The 19,677-nt window shown below is 47.1% G+C and carries 20 protein-coding genes and 1 pseudogene; 3 read left to right on the top strand and 18 right to left on the bottom strand.

Annotated elements, in window-relative coordinates; all coding sequences use genetic code 11:
- Positions 1–35: 35 nt before the first annotated feature.
- Genes NYR53_RS02455 through NYR53_RS02435 form a run of 5 tightly spaced genes read right to left on the bottom strand, consistent with a single transcriptional unit; the run spans position 36 to position 2,900 of the window.
- Positions 36–845: a PPK2 family polyphosphate kinase gene (locus tag NYR53_RS02455; RefSeq protein ID WP_261303775.1), complete on the bottom strand. Its 810-nt coding sequence runs from the start codon at positions 843–845 to the stop codon at positions 36–38.
- A 12-nt stretch (positions 846–857) separates the two neighbouring features.
- Positions 858–1,625 carry a sigma-70 family RNA polymerase sigma factor gene (locus NYR53_RS02450; RefSeq protein WP_261303774.1) on the bottom strand — a complete coding sequence of 256 codons (768 nt, stop codon included), beginning with the start codon at positions 1,623–1,625 and terminating at the stop codon, positions 858–860.
- Positions 1,622–2,080, bottom strand: a complete 459-nt coding sequence (gene rsbW, locus NYR53_RS02445; RefSeq protein ID WP_261303773.1) for an anti-sigma B factor RsbW — start codon at positions 2,078–2,080, stop codon at positions 1,622–1,624. Before rsbW (NYR53_RS02445) ends, NYR53_RS02450 begins: the two co-directional genes overlap by 4 nt.
- Positions 2,077–2,448 carry an STAS domain-containing protein gene (locus NYR53_RS02440; protein WP_261303772.1) on the bottom strand — a complete coding sequence of 124 codons (372 nt, stop codon included), beginning with the start codon at positions 2,446–2,448 and terminating at the stop codon, positions 2,077–2,079. Before NYR53_RS02440 ends, rsbW (NYR53_RS02445) begins: the two co-directional genes overlap by 4 nt.
- A gap of 14 nt (positions 2,449–2,462) precedes the next feature.
- On the bottom strand, positions 2,463–2,900 hold the full coding sequence (locus NYR53_RS02435) for a DUF948 domain-containing protein (protein WP_261303771.1): 438 nt from the start codon (positions 2,898–2,900) through the stop codon (positions 2,463–2,465).
- A gap of 144 nt (positions 2,901–3,044) precedes the next feature.
- Here NYR53_RS02435 and NYR53_RS02430 point away from each other — a divergent pair, with 144 nt between their 5' ends.
- The gene (locus NYR53_RS02430) at positions 3,045–3,503 is read left to right on the top strand and encodes a Dps family protein (protein ID WP_261303770.1); all 459 of its coding nucleotides are present in this window, start codon (positions 3,045–3,047) and stop codon (positions 3,501–3,503) included.
- Positions 3,504–3,535: 32 nt separating this feature from the next.
- Here NYR53_RS02430 and rsbW (NYR53_RS02425) read toward each other — a convergent pair whose 3' ends face one another.
- From rsbW (NYR53_RS02425) to NYR53_RS02395, 7 genes are all read right to left on the bottom strand, one after another.
- On the bottom strand, positions 3,536–3,970 hold the full coding sequence (rsbW, locus tag NYR53_RS02425) for an anti-sigma B factor RsbW (RefSeq protein ID WP_261303769.1): 435 nt from the start codon (positions 3,968–3,970) through the stop codon (positions 3,536–3,538).
- Positions 3,967–4,299 (bottom strand): STAS domain-containing protein, encoded by a 333-nt coding sequence (locus tag NYR53_RS02420; protein WP_261303768.1) that lies wholly within the window; start codon positions 4,297–4,299, stop codon positions 3,967–3,969. Before NYR53_RS02420 ends, rsbW (NYR53_RS02425) begins: the two co-directional genes overlap by 4 nt.
- Positions 4,300–4,429: 130 nt before the next feature.
- Complete coding sequence (locus tag NYR53_RS02415; protein WP_261303767.1) at positions 4,430–5,128, bottom strand: hypothetical protein; 699 nt, start codon at positions 5,126–5,128, stop codon at positions 4,430–4,432.
- Positions 5,129–5,156: 28 nt separating this feature from the next.
- Entirely contained in the window at positions 5,157–6,311 is a 1,155-nt protein-coding gene (gene glgD, locus NYR53_RS02410; RefSeq protein ID WP_261303766.1) for a glucose-1-phosphate adenylyltransferase subunit GlgD, read from the bottom strand.
- A 14-nt stretch (positions 6,312–6,325) separates the two neighbouring features.
- The gene (locus NYR53_RS02405) at positions 6,326–7,510 is read right to left on the bottom strand and encodes a glucose-1-phosphate adenylyltransferase (RefSeq protein ID WP_261303765.1); all 1,185 of its coding nucleotides are present in this window, start codon (positions 7,508–7,510) and stop codon (positions 6,326–6,328) included.
- A gap of 7 nt (positions 7,511–7,517) precedes the next feature.
- On the bottom strand, positions 7,518–9,422 hold the full coding sequence (gene glgB / locus NYR53_RS02400; RefSeq protein WP_261303764.1) for a 1,4-alpha-glucan branching protein GlgB: 1,905 nt from the start codon (positions 9,420–9,422) through the stop codon (positions 7,518–7,520).
- A gap of 176 nt (positions 9,423–9,598) precedes the next feature.
- Positions 9,599–10,732 carry a PP2C family protein-serine/threonine phosphatase gene (locus tag NYR53_RS02395; protein WP_261303763.1) on the bottom strand — a complete coding sequence of 378 codons (1,134 nt, stop codon included), beginning with the start codon at positions 10,730–10,732 and terminating at the stop codon, positions 9,599–9,601.
- A 265-nt stretch (positions 10,733–10,997) separates the two neighbouring features.
- On the opposite strand from NYR53_RS02395, the gene NYR53_RS02390 reads away from it, so the two are divergent.
- Positions 10,998–11,414, top strand: a complete 417-nt coding sequence (locus tag NYR53_RS02390) for a YtxH domain-containing protein (RefSeq protein ID WP_261303762.1) — start codon at positions 10,998–11,000, stop codon at positions 11,412–11,414.
- A gap of 69 nt (positions 11,415–11,483) precedes the next feature.
- Positions 11,484–11,897 (top strand): hypothetical protein, encoded by a 414-nt coding sequence (locus NYR53_RS02385; protein ID WP_261303761.1) that lies wholly within the window; start codon positions 11,484–11,486, stop codon positions 11,895–11,897.
- 260 nt (positions 11,898–12,157) lie between these two features.
- Here NYR53_RS02385 and NYR53_RS02380 read toward each other — a convergent pair whose 3' ends face one another.
- The 6 genes and pseudogenes from NYR53_RS02380 to NYR53_RS02355 form a co-directional block, all read right to left on the bottom strand.
- Positions 12,158–13,537: a PrsW family glutamic-type intramembrane protease gene (locus tag NYR53_RS02380; RefSeq protein ID WP_261306252.1), complete on the bottom strand. Its 1,380-nt coding sequence runs from the start codon at positions 13,535–13,537 to the stop codon at positions 12,158–12,160.
- A gap of 129 nt (positions 13,538–13,666) precedes the next feature.
- Positions 13,667–13,912: pseudogene (locus NYR53_RS02375) on the bottom strand (cyclic nucleotide-binding domain-containing protein); the annotation flags it as partial.
- Between the two features lie 167 nt (positions 13,913–14,079).
- Complete coding sequence (locus NYR53_RS02370; protein WP_261303760.1) at positions 14,080–14,688, bottom strand: hypothetical protein; 609 nt, start codon at positions 14,686–14,688, stop codon at positions 14,080–14,082.
- Between the two features lie 295 nt (positions 14,689–14,983).
- Complete coding sequence (gene dgoD / locus NYR53_RS02365) at positions 14,984–16,132, bottom strand: galactonate dehydratase (protein ID WP_261303759.1); 1,149 nt, start codon at positions 16,130–16,132, stop codon at positions 14,984–14,986.
- Between the two features lie 81 nt (positions 16,133–16,213).
- On the bottom strand, positions 16,214–17,830 hold the full coding sequence (locus NYR53_RS02360; RefSeq protein WP_261303758.1) for a response regulator: 1,617 nt from the start codon (positions 17,828–17,830) through the stop codon (positions 16,214–16,216).
- Positions 17,827–19,581, bottom strand: coding sequence for a sensor histidine kinase (locus tag NYR53_RS02355; RefSeq protein WP_261303757.1), 1,755 nt, complete (start codon positions 19,579–19,581; stop codon positions 17,827–17,829). Before NYR53_RS02355 ends, NYR53_RS02360 begins: the two co-directional genes overlap by 4 nt.
- Between the last annotated feature and the right edge of the window lie 96 nt (positions 19,582–19,677).

Raw genomic sequence — 19,677 nt, 5'->3', positions numbered from 1 at the left:
ATTAAGAGAGCTAGAGAGATACTGTGTGCTTACTTCTATAATTGATCAAGCAGCTGATCGAGCTCCGGATCGGATTCCGGATAAGCTAAATTCATGCTTTCTAACGCTTCTACAGCAATTTGCAAAACGGCCCAATCTCGATACCAGCGATGATTAGCAGGCACGACATACCACGGAGCAGAAGCCGAGCTGCACATCTTGAACACATCTTCATAAGCCTTCTGGTATTCGTCCCAGGATTCTCGCTCCACGAGATCATTCTTGTCGAATTTCCAACGTTTCGTTGGATCCGTTAGCCGATTCCGCAGCTTGGCAAGTTGAAAATCCTTGGAGATATGCAGGAAAATCTTAACGATTTTCACACCGCTGCTCTCCAGCAATTTCTCGAATCGGTTAATGTGCTTGAATCGTTTCTTCGCTTCTGAATCGCTAATCCAGTCGTGTACGCGGGTTATCAGCACATCCTCATAATAAGAACGAATGAACGCCCCGATCATCCCTTTAGCAGGCACAACCTTATGAGCTCGCCATAGGAAATCATGAGCGGCTTCCTCTTCGGTAGGCGCTTTGAAGCTGCTTACTTGAAAGCCCTGTGGATGCAATCCTCCGAGCGCACGCTTCACGACGCCGTCTTTGCCGCTGCAATCCATGCCTTGAATCACAAAAAGAACCGACTGCTTCTTCTCGGCGTACAGGATATTTTGCAAGACTTCTAATCGTTCACTCAGACGCTCTATGTTCGGTTCGGCTTCTTCCCGGTCGTGAAGGGCTCCGGTTTCATTAGGATCCATGCTTTCTAAGCGTACTTTCTTCCCGTATTCCAATTGAAAATGGTTGCCCGGCATCAAGGTGCCTCCTTATGTGCTCTGGTTTAAGATAGTCTTCAGCTTATCAATTGCCCGCTTCTGAATCCGGGATACACTCATCTGAGAAATCCCTAATTGGTCAGCAATGTGCCGTTGCGATTGTCCTTCATGATAAATAAGGCCAATAACCGTACGTTCTTCTTCTTTCAAACAAGTCATCGCTTCTTCCAGATCCATGCGTCTCTCGAGGGTTTGATAGTCATCCGTTGGACCAGCGATCATATCGCCAATCGTCGCACTATCCCCATCACTCGTAAGCGGAGTATCTAGCGATGTATAATTATAATAATCGCGACCTGCCAGAATCTCAATCGTTTCTTCCGGACTCAGCTCTAAATAAGCCGCAATCTCATCGATACTCGGCGAACGTTCCAACTTCATGGTCAGTTCATCCAGGGCACGCTGGACAAGCGAACCTTTCTCCTTAATTCGTCGTGGAACCTGTATGTACCATGACTTGTCACGCAAATAATTTTTCAGGTGACCAATTAAACTTTTCATGGCATAGGCTTCAAACGGAATCTCCATGGTACTGTCATACTGTACAAAAAGCCGCAGCATCGACATCTGTCCCACTTGAAATAAATCCTCATATAAATCGGGACGGCTCCGCGACATCTTGCCTACCGCCATACGAACAATGGGTTCATAGTGCAGCAGGAGCGCCGTAGCCGTCTCTTGACATGCGGTTTCCTTATAAATCTTCATTTTCGAATACATTTCATATAACGGTTTCGAGGATGATGCATTCGCATTCATACCATTTCCTCTTTTCTATTCAACTGACCTGCCAGTTGCTTCGTCAGAATAACCTCGGTTCCCTTACCGCTATGCGTCAGTACTTGTACATCATCCATTAAAGCTTGCATCAGGAACAGACCTAGTCCCCCCACGGTCGCTTCACTAATGGATTTATGGTGCATAGCAGCTGTTTCTACATCTGTTTGAATGTAGTTAAAGCTGTTGCCCTCATCCTTCACAGAAATTCGCAAATAGCCGTTGCTATGCTCAAATTGGATCTCGACGGTTCCTGATTGGTCATGAGAATAGGCATGCAGAATCGCATTATTACAAGCTTCTGCTACAGCAACTTTCATATCTTCAATATCTTCAAAAGTGAAGCCTGCTTTCGTCGCAACGCCATATAAGGTGAGTCGAACAATATCTAGATATTCCGCCTTTGCCGGTATCGTCAGGCCAATGTATGGGCTCATATGATTTCTTCTTTCCTTTCTGTACCACCTTGGTTTTGACCTCGGTCTTCACGATCTATCAAATAGCGGGCAATGCCAGTTAGCTCGAATAATCGCTGGATTTTGGCTGGGATATGATGAATACGGAAGGCTGCCTTCATCGCAGTTCTCACTTTAAGGACCGAGACAATCATACCGATTCCGGTACTGTCAATATAACGCAACTCTTTTAAATCCAACGTTAGAATCTCATTACCTTTATGAACAACCGAGTCAAGTACTGCCGCCAGCTCAGATGCAGCAGATAAATCGAGCTCTCCACTTAAGTATAAGATATTTTCTTTCCCATTCGATTGTTTGTAGACAATAAATTTACGTATAGCGTTCACAAGATGACCCCTCTCTATTTCGTAACACCGGCTTGCGATGATTTTTTGGCTTTCATTTTTTGCAGTATCTCATACGAGATAGCAGCTCCTTGCAAAATCGTCTTCCATTTGGTGCTAAGCGGCTGAGTTTGTTTAATCGCTGAGACTAGACTCGTGGCTGATTGTTTTACCGACGATGTTAACTCATGAATCACTTGTCCTACATCTTGAACCGAGCTGAACAGATGATTAAGCTTTGACAGCTTCATACGCACATCTATGGCCATCTCATTCGTATTGAGAATAACGTCCTGTACTTCCGAACTGATCTGTGTGACTTCATTCTTCATTTGGCCCATCGTTAATGTAATCTCATCTAATGAATTTTTCAGTGATTTCAAAGTTTGAATCAAATAGAAGACAAGGAATACAAACGCAACGGCTGCAATGATCGCACTAATTTGTACTAACATTTCAATCACCCCTATCTGCTTAATTACTTATTGTTTACCCCCGTTCTTAGCATCTGAAACAATGTATGGAGAAAGTTTCAAAAGGAATATCGCAGGGTAGATATATGTATGCACAACAAATTAATTAAGTGGAGGGATTTCACAATGGTCAAAACTGCAACGAAAGCAAGTCCGATTACAGAGATTCTTGACAAGCAGGTCGCTAACTTTTCGGTTCTTTATATGAAGCTGCATAACTATCATTGGTATGTAAAAGGCGAGAATTTCTTTACGCTGCATATCAAATTCGAAGAATTGTATACAGAAGCTGCCTTGCATCTAGACGTCATCGCGGAGCGGATGCTATCTCTTCGTGCGATCCCGACAGCAACCTTGCAGGAACATTTGGCCTCAGCGTCCATTAAGGAAGCCAAGAATGAGGAGACGGCTGAGCAAATGGTGAAGCAGCTGGTCAGTGACTTCACCCGCATTTGCTCGGAGCTGACAGAGGGAATTGAACTTGCTGAAGAGCAGACGGATCAACCGACAGCCGATCTGCTCATCGGGATTCGTTCATCGCTTGAGAAGCACAGCTGGATGCTGGATGCTTATCTTGGTAAATAGTTTGAAAAAAACCACGGACTGGCGGTTTCCCGTCAATCCGTGGTTTTGTTTTGAACATATTTAACGAGCGTGACTTCGGTTCCCCTGTCTGTGTTCACGATAACCTCATCCATCAGCGCTTGCATGAGAAATATGCCAAGGCCACCAGACTGTAATTCGCTGGGCGAAGCCCCAGTCAAAGGGACCGTGTTCTCTTGGCGTTCTTGATAATTAAAACCTGTGCCATCATCTTTCACTTTCACAGTCAATCTATCGTCTCCGGGCTCATAGCTAATTTCAATTTGCCCACTGCCACTCTGCGGTCCCCCGTGAAGTACAGCATTGTTGCAAGCCTCCGAAACCGCTACCTTCATATCCTCGATATCTTCATAAGAGAAACCTAACTTGGTAGCAACCCCATAGAGACTAAGTCTTACGATATCCAAGTATTCCGCTGCCGCGGGTATTTGTAAACGAATGACATTCATGCGCTTCCTTCGATCCCTTCGTTAAGGAATCCTGAGATTCCTGTAAGATCAAACAGCCGCTTGATGCCAGCCGGGATATTAATAACCGTGAACGGCGCTTTCAATTCATCCCGAATTTTCAAGGTCGAGACCACAATTCCAATCCCTGTGCTATCCATATACCGCAACTGCCCCACATCGAGGATTAATGCCTTATCCGCACGGTGAACAACCGCTTCGAGCGCATGGCGGAACGTTAAGGCCGCAGCCAAATCGAGCTCCCCACTGATACGAAGCTGTATAGATTTCTCCAATTCTTCTTGATCAACTTGGAACTTCTCTGCTGACATTAGCCACACTCCCTTACGTTATTCTTTCTTTAAATAGTAACAAGCCTCTACCTTTTACACAAGCTTTGCGTGAAATAGGAAGATCTTCCCCACATGCCTTCAAGCTGACCAAAGAGGCCAGCTGCAGACATTAGGTACTTGAAAGATCATAATAATCGATGGCTATCAATTCTTGTGTCTCCGGTGCAATAAAAAGTTTAATAAGTTCTTCTCCCCGCTGAAAGACGATACCATCCTCCGCTATGTAATCGGGTTCTCCCAGCAGCCGCTTCACATCAGTTATCGTCAACGAAATCCGTTGATCATTGATGTGAACGTGCCCAATCTCGGCTGGAATTTGCACAAAAGTCACGATACCATCTTGGAAACCAATATTCATATCCGGGTATTCATACGTAAAGACATCTATAAAGTGGGGATCCTGGACAAACGTTAGCGGGTACCCTTTCTTTGCAACGACTGCCTCCGTATTATCATCAAGTGAAATCCCCTCTAGGCTATGGAGTATCGGCACCAAAGTGCTAGGATCAGCTGCCTGCAAACTAGCACTATTAGCACTACCATCACTACTTGGCTCCGCTTGTACAGCAGCAAGAGTAGGTGGCAGGACGGGTATAAAAGTGTCCTCTGATCCTTTCGGAATCAGACTAATAATTTCCGGAGAAAGAATGATCTCCGGCTCACCGATATGTTCTGAAGTAGTCCAACTGACGATAATCATCGCTAGAATAACAACTAGAAAGAACAATGCTAGCTTATAGACACGGCTGCGGTAGCCCGTCATATGTGTTAACAGCTTAGCACCCTTATCACGTAACATTACGTTCATAACCGATCCTCCTACTCTCACCTTTGGATTAGATCACTTCACTTTTCTCCGCCACAAAAGGATGTGCGTACTGACCGCATAACACGGCTCCTTGCTCAACAACGACCTGCTTGTCCAAAATAACCCGGTCCAAATAAACGTTGGCCTCAATTGCACAGTCATGCATGATGACGCTATTTTTAACATTGGCGCCTTTGCTGACCGTTACACCCGGAAACAAGATGCTGTTCTCCACATAGCCTTCAATCCGGCAGCCATGAGCGACGAACGAATTGCGGATCAGCGCGTCATGGTTGCAGGCCGTTTCTTGTTCTTCCTCTTTTCGCGTATAGACAGATTCTTGATTCATCATGAATTGCTTCCAGCCTTGCGGCTGCAGGAGATCCATACTGTGCACATAGTAACTGTCTACGGAATCCATAATCGCCATATATCCATGATTGGCATAGCCTTGTACATGAATATCGGCCAGATGAGCCCAGATCACCTCTTTCAGATAAATCTCGCTCCCGCGCTTCAAGCTCTTCTCAACGAGATCAATCAGTAGGTTCCGCTCTATAACCATCGTGTCCAAATCGATATTTTGCGGAGTTAGGGACGGCAGAGCGTGATAAGTGGGCGAGGCGCTAACAACGCGGCCTTGATCATTCATCTCCAAGTTGTAAGCGCGACCAATATGCGCATGACGGTCAATCTCTGTCAAATGTTTAAAAAGGATCGTAATCTCCGCACCGCTGCTGAGGTGATAGTCGACCATATTTTCGAAATTAGAACGATAAATAACACTGGTAGGCGCTAGTAAAATATAGGTTTCTGTGCACGACTTTAAATAATCGAGATGACTGTATAGATGAAGGAGATCACCATGGTCGAAGGTACGCGAAGCACACGCGGGATCAATCCATAAGGAGAAAGGCGGGAGAATAGATACTCCTCCTTCATCCGAAGCATCTAAACCCCAGTGATGCCCGTCACCCACATGTTCAAGCAGCGAATCCGCCTTCGAATTGGCCAGAACGACGACTTTCTGAATGCCCGAATTGCTCATATTGGAAAGCGCAAAATCTACTAGGCGATACCGACCGGCAAAAGGCACAGCAGCAACACAACGATTGCGTGTAAGCGTTGATAAATCATCCTGTTCATTCATGAGATTGATCATGCCAAGAACATTTTTCATCATACACTCCTCCTCAATTAACCAAAATTCAGCCTTGTATCCGTCAGCTTAGCTGGTATCACAGCTGGATAGTGGCGTCCTACCACTGTTTTTTCACCTACCGCAGTAATCTCTACACCTCCTGGCTTACCAACAATAGCTCCATCTTTGATAATGGATCCTTCTCCAATAATGGCATTAAGAATAAGTGCATTTTTTCCAATCTGAACACCCGGCATGATGACACTGTTCAAGACCCTACTATGTTCACCAACCCTAACGCCATCAAATAGAACGGAATGACTTACATTCCCATAAATGGCTGCGCCATCTCCTATTACCGCATTGTTCACTCTGGCAACTAGTGAGACATGGCTTTTCGGAAGATCACGCTCTTGGGTCAGCACAGGCCATGTATCTTGATCCAATAGCAGCCTTGGCGTATAACCAAGCAAATCCATATGGGATTCCCAAAGGCTTTCGATCGTACCGACATCTTTCCAATACCCTTCAAATGGATAAGCGGATAAATGGGCCCCTGCTGCCAGCAGTCCGGGGATAATGTCATGACCAAAATCATGACTAGACGCCATATCTTTCGCATCCTGTTCCAAACATGCCTTAAGCACATCCCAATTAAATATATAAACACCCATCGAAGCTAGGTTGCTATCAGGTTTGGGTGGTTTCTCAACAAATCCAGTAATCCGGTAATGCTCGTCCGTACTCATAATGCCGAACCGGCTTGCCTCTTCCCATCTCACTGGAGTAACCGAAAGCGTTGCAGCGGCACCGGAAGCTTTATGATGCTCGATCATAGCTCTGTAATCCATATTATAAATATGGTCGCCAGAAATAATTAACACGTAGCTTGGATCATGTGCACGAAGATAGGAAATGTTTTGATAAATGGCATCCGCTGTCCCCGAATAAGCATTCGGCGCGCCAACCTGCCTTTCCAGAATGGAGATGCCGCCGCTTTCGCTCGTCATATCCCAGGCATCCCCATTGCCAATATGAGCATGCAAAACTGCTGGCTTGTACTGCGTCAGTACACCGATCGTATCGATACCGGAATTACGGCAATTGCTCAAAGTAAAGTCGATAATTCTGTATTTTCCGCCAAAATGAACAGCCGGTTTAGCGATATTTTTAGTTAAAGGCCCCAGTCTAGTACCTTCACCGCCAGCTAATAGCATGGCTACACATTCCTGCTTTTTCATAGTCATCTCATCCTTCCGAAGGGATATATTTGAGTACGATTGCTGCTAGGGGAGGTATCGAAACAGTTATGCTGTGCGGACAATCCTGACATGTCCACTCTTCGGTGACCAGCGTATTGTCGTTCGTCACGCCCGATCCGCCGAATTCTTGCCTATCACTATTGAAGACCTCCTGATAACGACCGGGCCTCATCAACCCTAATCGATACCCTTCATGTACCTCGGTCTTGAAATTACAAAGGATGACGAGCTGTTCATCACCGTTTTCCGAGTTCCGAATGAAAGACACCAGACCATCGCTTTTATCCTCAGCGTTAATCGGTTCGAAGCCGCTCGGTTCATAATCCAACTCCCATAAGGCTCGCTCCGCTATGTAGAAGTGATTCATCGTTTTCACAAAATGCTCAAATTGCTGATGTTCTTCGAATTTCAATAAATCCCATTCCAGCGAAGCTTCCGAATTCCAATCATCGATCTGACCGAATTCATTTCCCATAAAAAGCAGCTTTTTGCCCGGATGTCCCATCATATAGCTGTACAGTACTCGCAGATTAGCGAACCGCTGCCAGTTGTCGTCACCTGACATTTTACCGAGAAGGGATTTGCTGGAGTGAACCACTTCATCATGCGCATAGGGGAGAATATCATTCTCATCCCAAGCATTTAGCAGCGAATTCGTCAATTGATCTTCCTGACTGCTGCGTTCATCCTGGTTTTTCTTCATATATGCAAGTGTGTTCCACGTAAAGCCTAAGTTCCATTTGTAATTAAAACCTAGTCCGCCATTCTCGACGGGAGCGGTTACGCCTGGGTAAGAGCTCGTATCCTCCGCCATCATCAGGGCATTGGGATACCTAGAGAATACGACGGCATTCAGCTTCTGGAGGAACGCAATTCCTTCAAGATTCTCCTCGCCGCCCTGTTCATTCACAATCCGATCCTTTTCTTCCCGATCAAAATTCAGCGATAATATGCTATAAACCGCATCCACTCTTAACCCATCCATATGATAGACATCCATCCAAAATAGGGCATTGGAGATTAAGAAACTAAGCACCTCGGGCTTCGCATAATCGAATACCTGTGTCCCCCAAGTCGGATGTTCACCCTTTCGGCTGTCTGCATATTCATACAGCGGTGTCCCATCGAATCGAGTCAAGCCGTGAGCATCTTTGCAAAAATGTGCGGGCACCCAGTCCATAATGACGCCAATCCCCTTCTGATGACAGCGGTCTACGAAGTACATGAAGTCCTTCGGCGATCCAAATCGGCTCGTCACCGAGAAATAGTTGGTAACCTGATAGCCCCAAGACGCATCTAGAGGATGTTCCTCTAGCGGCATCAGCTCAATATGGGTGTAACCCCGTTCGTGCACATAGTCAACTAACTCGTCAGCTAATTCCACATAACTGTAAAATCCGCCGTCTTCCTTGCGCTTCCAACTGCCCAAATGCACCTCGTAGATAAGGAGCGGCTGTTGTAGAAATTGGTTGGACGTGTTGTTCGCCAGCCACTCCTCGTCCTGCCATTCGTAACCTTCCAATGAGGTCACAATCGAAGCCGTTCCGGGTCGAAGCTCAGAATGAAAGGCATACGGATCAGATTTTAGATAGCATTCATCATCCAATGTGACAATTTCATATTTATATAGCGTGCCTTCACCAAGTTCCGGAATGAACAGCGTCCATACGCCATCTGATAGCGACATCTGGTGATTGCTGCCATTCCATCCATTGAAGCTGCCTGAAACGTTAACCTGCTTGGCATTTGGCGCCCAAACGGCGAAGTTAACTCCCATCTGACCGCTGCGCTCTTCCACATGGGAACCCAGAAAATGATAACTTTGATACTGCGTACCCTCATGTAACAAATACAAAGCGTCTGAACTGGCTTCCGATGCCAATGTCGTCATCCCAATTCCTCCCAACGTGTTGAACTCATACTCCTTATTACACGCTAGCCTGTCTGTTGAAACAAAAAACGCACAAGTTTTATTCCCATTTTGGGATCAAACTTGTGCGTTTGTTATAGATATAAACCTTCTTCGCCTATATGTTGGCGTGAGACGATGTTTCTCATCGATAACAACTACGTCGTTATCATAACCAAGCACATATCGTCCTGTGGAGCACCCGTTTTCGCATACGGATAAATGCGCTCAACCAAGCCGTCGGGATCGTGCGTCGTCGTCTCCTTCAAGCTTCCCATGATTTTGGTGATGCCGTCCTCCTGCTCATCATCAAGCCACTCCGACAGACCGTCTGTAAACAAGACAATCCGTGCTTCCTTCTCATAAGGAATAACACCTTTGGTAATCTCAATCCCCTCAAAAAAGCCAAGAGCACAACAGCCTTCTGTCAGTAATTTCACTTCACCATCCAGAAGCGCGATGCCAGCAGGATGTCCGGCATTCACATACTCAATCGTGCGCAGTTCCGTATCCAGGACCATGTATATCGCCGTAAAATAATAATTAATCAGGTTATCGGATTGATGCAGCTGATTCATCCGCCCATTCAGTTCACGCATCACGCCGTCCGGATCACAAATGTTCGTGATGGTATCCTTCAAAGCGGAATAAATATACATGCAGACAAGCGAAGATGAAATGCCGTGTCCCATCATATCCAGCAAAATAATCCCATGCCGATTCGGTCCAATCGGATACCAGGCATAGAAGTCACCCGCGAGCTCAGAAGAGGGCTTATAGACCGCTGAGATCTGGATATGCTCCTCCTGAATGGGGCTGCTCAGCACACTAAGCTGCACTTGTTTGGCCAAATCGAGCTCATACTTAATCCGTTTGTCCCGCTCTTTGTGCCAATCCTTTTCATATTTCAGGCGGAGCGTAGATCGAATACGCGCAAGCAGCTCCACCTTATTAATCGGCTTCATCACATAATCGAGTGCACCGGCATCCAGCGCTTCAGCCAGCTTATTGGAATCCCCCATCGCCGTTACGAAAATAATCGGAATATCTTTGAACCTTTCATCGGCTTGAACTGTTCGGCATGCTTCCACCCCATCAATTTCCGGCATCATCATATCCATCAAAATCAAATCAACCGGCACTTCGACCGTGCTTGGTGAATCCATATCTAATAATTGATACAGCTCTCTGGCAGAAGACACCATGGCTAAATCGGTGTAACCGGCTTTAAGCAGGATTTTTTCAATAATAAGTAAATTCGTCGCGTTATCATCTACGATCACGATGCTCATGGCTTAAAAAACCCCTTTCGGGTAAAAGTTAACGGAAACCCTCATCGTAGTTTACCATAATTTATTATCCAACATGTTGAATCGTTTATTTTATCTACTACCCACTTGAAAAAAATTCAATCACAACGATACTTGGACTTCCTTGCTTATATAATGAAACTGAAATAAAAATGAGCTTTTTGTGTTTCAAAATAAACAAAGAAGGTTACATCCTAGTATGAAGCATGGCAACACCAAATCACCCAAACTAAAGGAGAGATGACTCATGAGTGAAGCAGTCGGAACAAACAAAGGCGGACTATTGTTAGGTTTAGTAATCGGCGGCGCTGTCGGCGCGATAACCTCATTGTTATTAGCCCCTAAAGCAGGGTCGGAGCTGCGTGAAGACTTGTCGAATACGTATCGCACGTTCAATGATAAAACAAGCCAATTGGCTTCCGCTGTAGGTCAGAAAACACAGGAAATAGTCTCAACCGTAAGTGACAAAACACAAGATATCGCGTCAGCTGTAAGTGAGAAGACGCAGGAAGTTGCTTCAGCAGTCAGTGAGAAAACTAAGGATATGGCGAGCTCCGTTAGCCATCAAGCAACAGAAGCCATTGATAAGGCTAAAGAAAGCAAACAGCTTGTAGCTGAGTCTTTACAGTCTGCCAAAACAACTTACCAGAACAATCAACATTAAGGGTACCACATCACATAGATTCGTAAGGACGGCCTACGTTTTGACGCAAGCAGGAAAGGAGGAATTACAATGGATAAAAGAACACTTCATCAACAGTTAACTGATTTAGGGTTAGAACGTATCGAGTACACGGAGAAATCGGTCTATAAACTCGATATTTACAACGATGCTACATCAGCCGCCTACCCGCTCACGTTAACCACATTCACCTCTGAGCACGGGAATACCACCGTACATTTCCATGAAGCCGACTTTCAAGAGAATGAATTCGTTCCTCTGCAAGTTCGCCGAACTGCTCTGGATAAACTAATTGAATTAGAGCGGCTCTGTAACGGTTCAGCAGGCAGATCCTTGTCAGAAGCCAACAACGGCTCTATGGCGCAGGATATGGATGAGATAAGGAAGCTGGGTAATGAAATGAAACATATGAAGACGAATAGTGAGCTGTTGGAAAAGAATCTGATTCCTGATCCGATTCAGTAGCTCAAGGATAAAAGAATAAGCGCGAAAACCACACTTAAAGCCAGATCTATGCGAGCCGAAGCCCGCCAACAGAGTCTAAGAAGCCGGAAAAATAGCAACAAGAACTGTTGATTTATAGCAAAAAAAGGGACTATTATCCGGCATCATTCATGCCTGCGGATAGTCCCTTTTCAAGCGTTAATCTGATTTTTTTGCTGCCGATCAATTTGGCGCTCAGTGATAGCAGCCCCGCATCAGAACCACTACTATACCAAGAGGCGTCAATTCCGCGCGGCCTCCACCCGAAGTGACTGCCCGCAGCGCGGACAATACCGTGTCTTTGGCGGGCACTGCGTGTCACACGCTAGGCAGTTTAGCGGACGATCGACGTCCACCTCCTCTTCCCCCGCATCGTCTATCAACCGGTCCGCGCTCAGTGCCGGATTCAGCAGCGTCAACGCTTGTATTTCTTCCACCGTGCCGGAACGGATAAGCAGGAATAGCAACAGGAGCCCAGCTGCACCGACTACAGCCATGCCAACCACCCTCAGCGGTCCGCTTGCGAATTGGAAGTCCCAGAGCGTGTGCAGCAGAATGCTCGCGCTAACCAGTCCCGCCACCTTTAGCCATACGCTTAACTTGCCAGACGATGTCGAGACCTTCGACAATCCGATCCCAATGCCTGCTGCCGCAATAGCCGTCCACGTTCCGTGCCCAAATGGTGATAGCAAGGCTCTCAACCATAAGACAGCAAGCATACTGCCGGTCTCTCCCGTTCCGAGAAAAGCCCAGCCATAGATCATATTTTCAACGGCAGCGAAGCCCATGCCCGCTGCGGCGCCAAAGACGACCGCATCCATTCGGAAACGCTGCCGCTTGCTGCGCAGGAAGAAATAGCAAATCAGCAGTTTCGATGCCTCTTCGATTAAAGCGACGGCAATCGGTAGATGAAGCTGAGTAAATGTATACGCGTCCGGCCCTTTTGCGAACAACCAGCTTTTCTCCAGCAGCATGGCCAGCGGTAAGGCGATGGCTGCTGATGTTACAAAAACGCCAAGCAGCCGGCTTATGCGATAGCCCAGCAGTTGCGAGCTTCTGGCATAGGCGACGAAGCTGACCGGTCCTGCCAGACAGCCCGTCACCAAAGCGGCATAAGTCCATATCGCGCCCTTCAGCCAAACGGACAGCAGCGTTGCGACCAGAAACAAGCCGCCCATCGCCATTAGCACATCGATCCAGCGCTGCTGTGCCGGCGGCCGAAGCCATTTCTGCCCGGCAGAGGCGACTTGTTCGGGTTGTTCCGAATCCGGCATCCATTGCCTGATGGCGATATCTGCGATATCCGGCCTGCGAATACGCAGGGCTGCCAGGAACTGCCGCTTCACCGGTTCGTGCCGCATCAACGTAAATCGGAATTCCTCTTCTCCAAGTGCTAACAGCTTGCCGTCCTCAAGTGCTGTAATCGTTGCCGTTGTAGATACACCCGTCAGCAGTGCAATCTCACCGAAATAGTCGCCCTGGTGAAGTACGGCTACACGCTTCCCTGATGAACGGACCTCGAAGCTGCCGGAGCCGATCGTATAAAACATATTTGAGGCATCATTCTCGTAAACAATGACTTGGCCCTGCTTCACGGTCCGCAGCACCGTGACCTCCGCCAACCCCCGCAGTTCCGAGTCGGGTAGGCTCGACCAGATCGACGCCTTGCTGAGCAGGCCGTGAATGTCCCTAATGCGAGCCGAATAGGTTAGGCTCTCGTGAAAAAGCGGACTTAGCGCAGCAAGCGTCCGAAACGCCTCACGGTCAAGACGCAGTGCTTGGACCTCACCTACGGCGCGTATCGTCGCCGTACGCCGCTCGGAGGTGAGCAACGCCATCTCTCCGATGAGCGCGCCAGGGCCGAGCGTAGCCAAACGGACACTGCTTCCTATCAGACCGCGGGCCGTCACGCTGATCTCGCCCGATAGGATGAAAAAGCAGTCATCCCCGACTGCGCCTTCTTTAAGAATCGTTGTCTTATCCGCGTAGGACACCATCTGCATCGTTGAGGTGGCTGCTGCTAATTCATGCTCCGGGACCCCGTGCAGCAGCGTATGATTTCTTAATACATCGGGAATATTCCCCATCAGCTTACGATCGCTCCTAGCATAAAAAAGGAACCCGCTTCGGCAGATTCCTGTTATTGGTATTGCTTTATAGTCAATTATCTCATAGTTCCGATGGCTTTGTCTCTGTTAGCTTTCATTTTCTCGATAAAATTGGTCATAGTCTCAAAAGCTTCGTTGCGCTTGTTGGTTAAACTTTGCATTCTGAGCATATCCATCTGCTGAGTGTTATTTAACGAGTCGATTTTACCTTTTATCTCAGTTATCGTTGTTTTCAATTCGTCAGCAGTTAAGGTCGCTTTGGAAGCGTTTGAAGCGCCTGCTTGCTGCAATTTCGTTTTTAAGTCTGCTGCCAACGTATAGGGAGCATTTCCTGATTGCAGTGCCATCACCTTCGCCAGTGTATCGTTCAATCCGGCGATGTCCTCATTCCGCTTTTTTATTGAATCCATTTGGTCTTTCAGCTGGTTTTCCAACGCAGCGGCGCGGTTAGCTTGCACAGCCTGCATCGCTGTTTCCAGATCCATGTTAGACACATTGACTGGCGTAATACCACCTACGCCAGCTACAACCGCATTGTTCGTAGCACCTTGCCCGATTGCCTGCTTAACGGAATCGTGCGCGGTATCATTGAGCATGATGCCCGCCCCCGCTACGACCCCCACCAATAATCCTAAAGTTGTTGTTCCAATAGTTGTTCTTTTCATTGCTGTCTCCCCCATACATTCAATTTTCCGTTCATCAAACGGGTTACGAAAACCTCGAATCCCATAAAGCGGAACTTTCATAATGTGAGTATACTACAGTCAAATAAAAGAATAATGAAAGAACCGGCCATAACTTAAAAAAAACCGCGTAGCATCAAGCTTTCGCGTTTTTTTGCAGATTAAGCACCTAATCCACAAACTGCGAAAATCATAATTTCCTATACAAAAACAAAGAGAGCCTCAATTCCATGAAAATGGAATTGAGGCTCATTCATGCTCTTTCCTGTTGTTCCACTTACCACTCGGCTACCGTACCATCGGCTTGGCGCCAAACGGGATTTTTCCAGTTATGACCAATCGCAGCCATCTCTCTTACTTTATCTTCATTGATCTCGATCCCAAGACCTGGCGCAGTTAGATTGGCTACGAAGCCTTCTTCATATTTAAACACAGAAGGATCTTTCAAATAATCAAGCAAGTCACTGCCTTGATTGTAGTGAATGCCGAGGCTTTGCTCCTGAATGAAAGCATTCGGAGAGCACGTATCCAGCTGAAGGCATGCTGCCAAAGCGATAGGGCCTAGCGGACAATGCGGCGCAATGGCTATATCGTAGGCTTCCGCCATCGCGGCGATTTTGCGTGTTTCCAAGATGCCTCCCGCATGGGAAAGATCAGGTTGGATAATGTCCACGATGCCTTGGGCCAGCAGCTCTTTGAAGCCCCAGCGCGTATACATCCGCTCGCCCGTGGCGATCGGACACGAGGTGTAGCGAGCGATCTCCTTAAGCGCTTCATTATTCTCGGGCAAAACAGGCTCCTCAATGAACATAGGCCGGTACGGCTCTAGTTCCTTGACGATGATTTTGGCCATCGACTTGTGCACGCGGCCGTGGAAATCGATGCCGATGCCAACATCTTTGCCGACGGCTTCGCGTACCGCGGCAATGCGGGCAATCGCTTCATCCACTTTGCTGATGGAGTCGATGTAGTGCATTTCCTCGGTGGCGTTCATTTTCACCGCCGTAAATCCAGCCGCGGCCTGCTGCTTGGCCGCTTGACCTACGTCGCTCGGACGGTCCCCGCCGATCCACGAATAGACGCGCGTCTTGTCGCGGCAAGCGCCGCCAAGCAGATCATAGACGGGCGCATTGTAGAATTTGCCCTTAATGTCCCAAAGCGCTTGCTCAATGCCTGAGATGGCGCTGGTCAAGATCGGTCCTCCGCGGTAAAAGCCCCCGCGGTACAGCACTTGGAACATATCCTCGATCCGCATCGGATCCCTGCCAATGATATGATCGCTCATTTCCATCACCGCGGCAGCAACTGTATCCGCTTTGCCCTCGACGACGGGCTCTCCCCATCCCGTAATGCCTTCATCCGTTTCGATTTTCAGAAATAACCATCTTGGCGGCACCTTAAACAGTTCCAGCTTCGTAATTTTCATGATCATCGTCCTCCTCTATTCCCTGTTGAAATTCACCGGGCGAGACCAAACTCCTCTCACCAATCAGCGATGATTTATTCGCTACGAATATTGATCTCGGTACTCTTGCGGAGTCATGCCATAATGCTTCTTGAACGCATGGTTAAAGGAATGCGGGCGCTGATAGCCAAGCTGTGTGGCGATTTCATAAATCTTATCCTGACCATTCTTCAGCAGATAAGCGGCTTTATCCATCCGTGCATGATTGACGTAGTCGCTTAAATTTTCACCCGTTTCGAGCTTGTAGATCTTCGAGACATACACCGGATGCATGTACACATGATCGGCAATCGATTGTAAGGAGACGTCGCTAGCCAGATGCTGATCGATGAAAGACCTGATATCCTTGATCAGCGTTGCACGGCTGTCTTGCCTTTCTTGATCCATATCCTCCTTCATACGCCTTAAGGAACGGATCGACCACTCGCGCAGCTGGTTCACCGTACGAAACGGTATACCTTCCATCATCCGGTCGTAATCACCGCCAATGAGCTGATGCAGCTGCCGGCCATTCTTATGTGCAATGTAAGCAAAAGCGGATGCGATCGAGAAATAAACCTCTAAAAGATGTTCTTGCGATTCGGAAAATCTGACTTCCATTTCATCAAAAATCTGAGACAACTTTTCCTCGGTATCTTCCCATCTTGCTGCTTCCAGCAAGTGATTGAGCGTTGGAGGCTCATATAGCCTTTGCAAGGCTGACAGTTCGGTCTGAACAGATTCATCGCCAAGCCGCATGAACAGCTCGTGCTCACTCCCGATACGTTTGCGAAAGGCGCTAAGCGAGCTATTGTACAGCGCATTTATTTCGGCCGGGAACTCGCCCCAACTGCTCAGAAGGATGGAAATTTTGCCTTTCAAATAATTCTTCACCGCCGATTGAAGCACAGAAGCGGTTCGTTCCAGCCAAGCAGCTTCTTCCTTGTCGGGTGTCTCCTGCTTATGCTTCATCACGAATACCAAATAATCATGAGCATCCTTCGTATGCCAGCTATCGAATTTTTCAGAAAATAATTCGTGGGCCATATTGCTAATCGCATATTCCATTAACGATAAATGACCGGTATCATATTCCAGAAAATTCGATTCCAACCGAACCATCATCATAACGCAAGCATGCTCATGGTAATCAGGGAGCTCTAGAATCTGCATTTTTTCTCGAAGGGATTGCTCCGATATTTGGTGCCCTTGAAGTAAATCACTCAATAAATTCCCTCGAAGTAAAGGGAGGTTTTCCTTGAATGTATACGTAAGACGCTGCGTAGAGATGACGGCTTCCCATTCCTTCTGCAGCTTTTCCATCACCCGGCTGACCGTAGCCAGCAAAGCTTGTTCCGTGACCGGCTTGAGCAAATAATCCTCCGAGCCCTGTAGAATCGCTTCTTTGGCATAGTTGAAATCCGAGTAACCGGACAAGAGAATACACTTGGTCTTCGCCCAACGACGGTTGATCTCGGCAATTAATTGCAAGCCGGAGATCCCTGGCATCTGAATGTCCGTAATCACGATATCAATCGACATTTGCCCCAGCAGCTCCAGCGCTTCTTTACCCGAATAAGCCTTGAAAACCTGCCCAATCCCAATAGATGCCCAGTCAATCGTAGACTGCAGCCGATCCACGACATGCGCTTCGTCATCGACAATCAACAGTTGAATCATCGTTTTATCACCTCTGTGGCTGGATCACTCTCCTGGGAATTATGTTTCCAAGTCAGTACTGCCCTTAAACCACCGTTATTTACTCGTTCAAAAGTAAGCCCGGAGCCTTCCCCGAACTGATAATACAATCGGTGGTGAACATTCCATGTTCCACAGCCAATCTCATCGGACATTGGAGCTTCCAGCTGTTTAAGCAGCTTATCTAATCCCGCTTCGTCCAGCCCTTCGCCGTTATCTTCCACAATCAGTCGGTTCCATCCGTCTTTCTGCTCACCCGTAATCGTAATGAGATCACCCTCTGCGCTGCGCTCAATCCCATGGACAATGGCATTCTCTACTAGCGGCTGCAAAATAAGTCGGGGAACCCGCTCGTTAAGCATCTCTTCCGGCACAGATATCTCATATTTCAACCGGTGAATGCGTAGGTTTTGAATGGTTAAATAATGGCCGACCAAGTCCAGTTCTTCCTGCAAACGCACGCTTTGTTTTTCCACCCTCGTCGTGTAACGGTAAAACTCAGCTAAATTCTGCGACATGGCTACGACCGATTCTTTATCTTCCATCTCCGCTGAATTGATGATGAAGAACAAGGAATTATAGAGAAAATGCGGGTGAATCTGCGACTGCAGCTGCTTCAAGGTCGCTTCACGTGAACGGATTTTCTCCGCATACACATCTTCAACAAGCACTTGAATTTGCTCGGCCATCTCATTGAATCGCTGGATGAGGAAATCAAATTCATTTTTGGCTCTATACGCAATCCGAGCCGATAAATCGCCTCGCTTCACTTGCTGTACACTTTGAATCATCTTGCCAATTGGAATCTGCACGTTGCGATACAGCAAGAAAGAAGCCAGAATACTCATCACAAGCAGCAGAGCAATAGAAACGTAAAACAATTTACGCGTCATCGTAATCGGAGAAAGTATCTTCTGCACAGGTACATAATCCACCAAGTACCAACCCAACTGTTCCGATTTGACAAAGCTGACCAAATACTGTTGATTAGCGATTTCAAATTGAACTTGGCCGGTAAGCGGTAAGCCTTGACCAGCCATTCTTTCATGAATTGTATTGGTAATCGACGGATTCGACGAGCTGTTGAAAATCGCCCTATTTTGCCCATCAACCAAAAAAGGATCGCTTCGTTTATCTTGCTTGTACACATCCAGCAGTTGAATCATATTCTGCGCGCTGAACCTTACTTGATACAGTACATTAGCCTGACTGGCAACCTGGGCACGGATCGGCTCACTAATTTCCCTAACGAACGACCCAACCCCATTGTCGCCCTTGCGTTCCTCATACGTCCATGTGCGTTTAATCGGGCTACTCCAAGGCCAAGCATCCGTCCCATTTACGAAAATACTGGAAGACAACACTTGCTTCCCGTGTGGAATCGCAATGGTCAGTTCATTCACCCATCCGCTGGAGACACTTTGGAGGCTAAGCTTCTGTATAATCCGTGACTGTTCTTTCAGCATGTCATAATCAGTCGACGCATTCCTGTCGATAAATTCCCTTATGTAAGGATCGCTGCCGAGAATAACGGGAGACATCGCTAATCGCTCCACATCCGCATCCAATTGATGCATGAAGAAGGACAGCTGGTTTAAATTTGATGACTGAATCTGGTCTTGAACTACGTTATTCGTTATCCGATTCGTATAGCTGTAAAGCAGCACAATAGGGATAAGGAGTAGAACCAATAGAATGAGAATTTTGCTGAAAATATTAAGTTTATACGGCACGCTGGGCTCACCTTCCATGCTTCTGCTAAGCTTTCTAACTTAGAATTAACTATACGAGAGAAGTCATCCAAAGAAAAGGTGACGACTGCCCTCGCA

The sequence above is a fragment of the Paenibacillus andongensis genome (assembly GCF_025369935.1).
GTDB lineage: Bacteria > Bacillota > Bacilli > Paenibacillales > NBRC-103111 > Paenibacillus_E > Paenibacillus_E andongensis.
Note: the sequence above shows the minus strand (reverse complement) of the source record. Positions and strands in the feature narration are given on the sequence as shown.

Coding starts and splice junctions, on each gene's coding strand:
- NYR53_RS02455 (WP_261303775.1), bottom strand. CDS start 845: ATGCCGGGCAACCATTTTCAATTGGAATACGGGAAGAAAGTACGCTTA.
- NYR53_RS02450 (WP_261303774.1), bottom strand. CDS start 1,625: ATGAATGCGAATGCATCATCCTCGAAACCGTTATATGAAATGTATTCG.
- rsbW (WP_261303773.1), bottom strand. CDS start 2,080: ATGAGCCCATACATTGGCCTGACGATACCGGCAAAGGCGGAATATCTA.
- NYR53_RS02435 (WP_261303771.1), bottom strand. CDS start 2,900: ATGTTAGTACAAATTAGTGCGATCATTGCAGCCGTTGCGTTTGTATTC.
- NYR53_RS02430 (WP_261303770.1), top strand. CDS start 3,045: ATGGTCAAAACTGCAACGAAAGCAAGTCCGATTACAGAGATTCTTGAC.
- rsbW (WP_261303769.1), bottom strand. CDS start 3,970: ATGAATGTCATTCGTTTACAAATACCCGCGGCAGCGGAATACTTGGAT.
- NYR53_RS02420 (WP_261303768.1), bottom strand. CDS start 4,299: ATGTCAGCAGAGAAGTTCCAAGTTGATCAAGAAGAATTGGAGAAATCT.
- NYR53_RS02415 (WP_261303767.1), bottom strand. CDS start 5,128: ATGAACGTAATGTTACGTGATAAGGGTGCTAAGCTGTTAACACATATG.
- glgD (WP_261303766.1), bottom strand. CDS start 6,311: ATGATGAAAAATGTTCTTGGCATGATCAATCTCATGAATGAACAGGAT.
- NYR53_RS02405 (WP_261303765.1), bottom strand. CDS start 7,510: ATGAAAAAGCAGGAATGTGTAGCCATGCTATTAGCTGGCGGTGAAGGT.
- glgB (WP_261303764.1), bottom strand. CDS start 9,422: ATGACGACATTGGCATCGGAAGCCAGTTCAGACGCTTTGTATTTGTTA.
- NYR53_RS02395 (WP_261303763.1), bottom strand. CDS start 10,732: ATGAGCATCGTGATCGTAGATGATAACGCGACGAATTTACTTATTATT.
- NYR53_RS02390 (WP_261303762.1), top strand. CDS start 10,998: ATGAGTGAAGCAGTCGGAACAAACAAAGGCGGACTATTGTTAGGTTTA.
- NYR53_RS02385 (WP_261303761.1), top strand. CDS start 11,484: ATGGATAAAAGAACACTTCATCAACAGTTAACTGATTTAGGGTTAGAA.
- NYR53_RS02370 (WP_261303760.1), bottom strand. CDS start 14,688: ATGAAAAGAACAACTATTGGAACAACAACTTTAGGATTATTGGTGGGG.
- dgoD (WP_261303759.1), bottom strand. CDS start 16,132: ATGAAAATTACGAAGCTGGAACTGTTTAAGGTGCCGCCAAGATGGTTA.
- NYR53_RS02360 (WP_261303758.1), bottom strand. CDS start 17,830: ATGATTCAACTGTTGATTGTCGATGACGAAGCGCATGTCGTGGATCGG.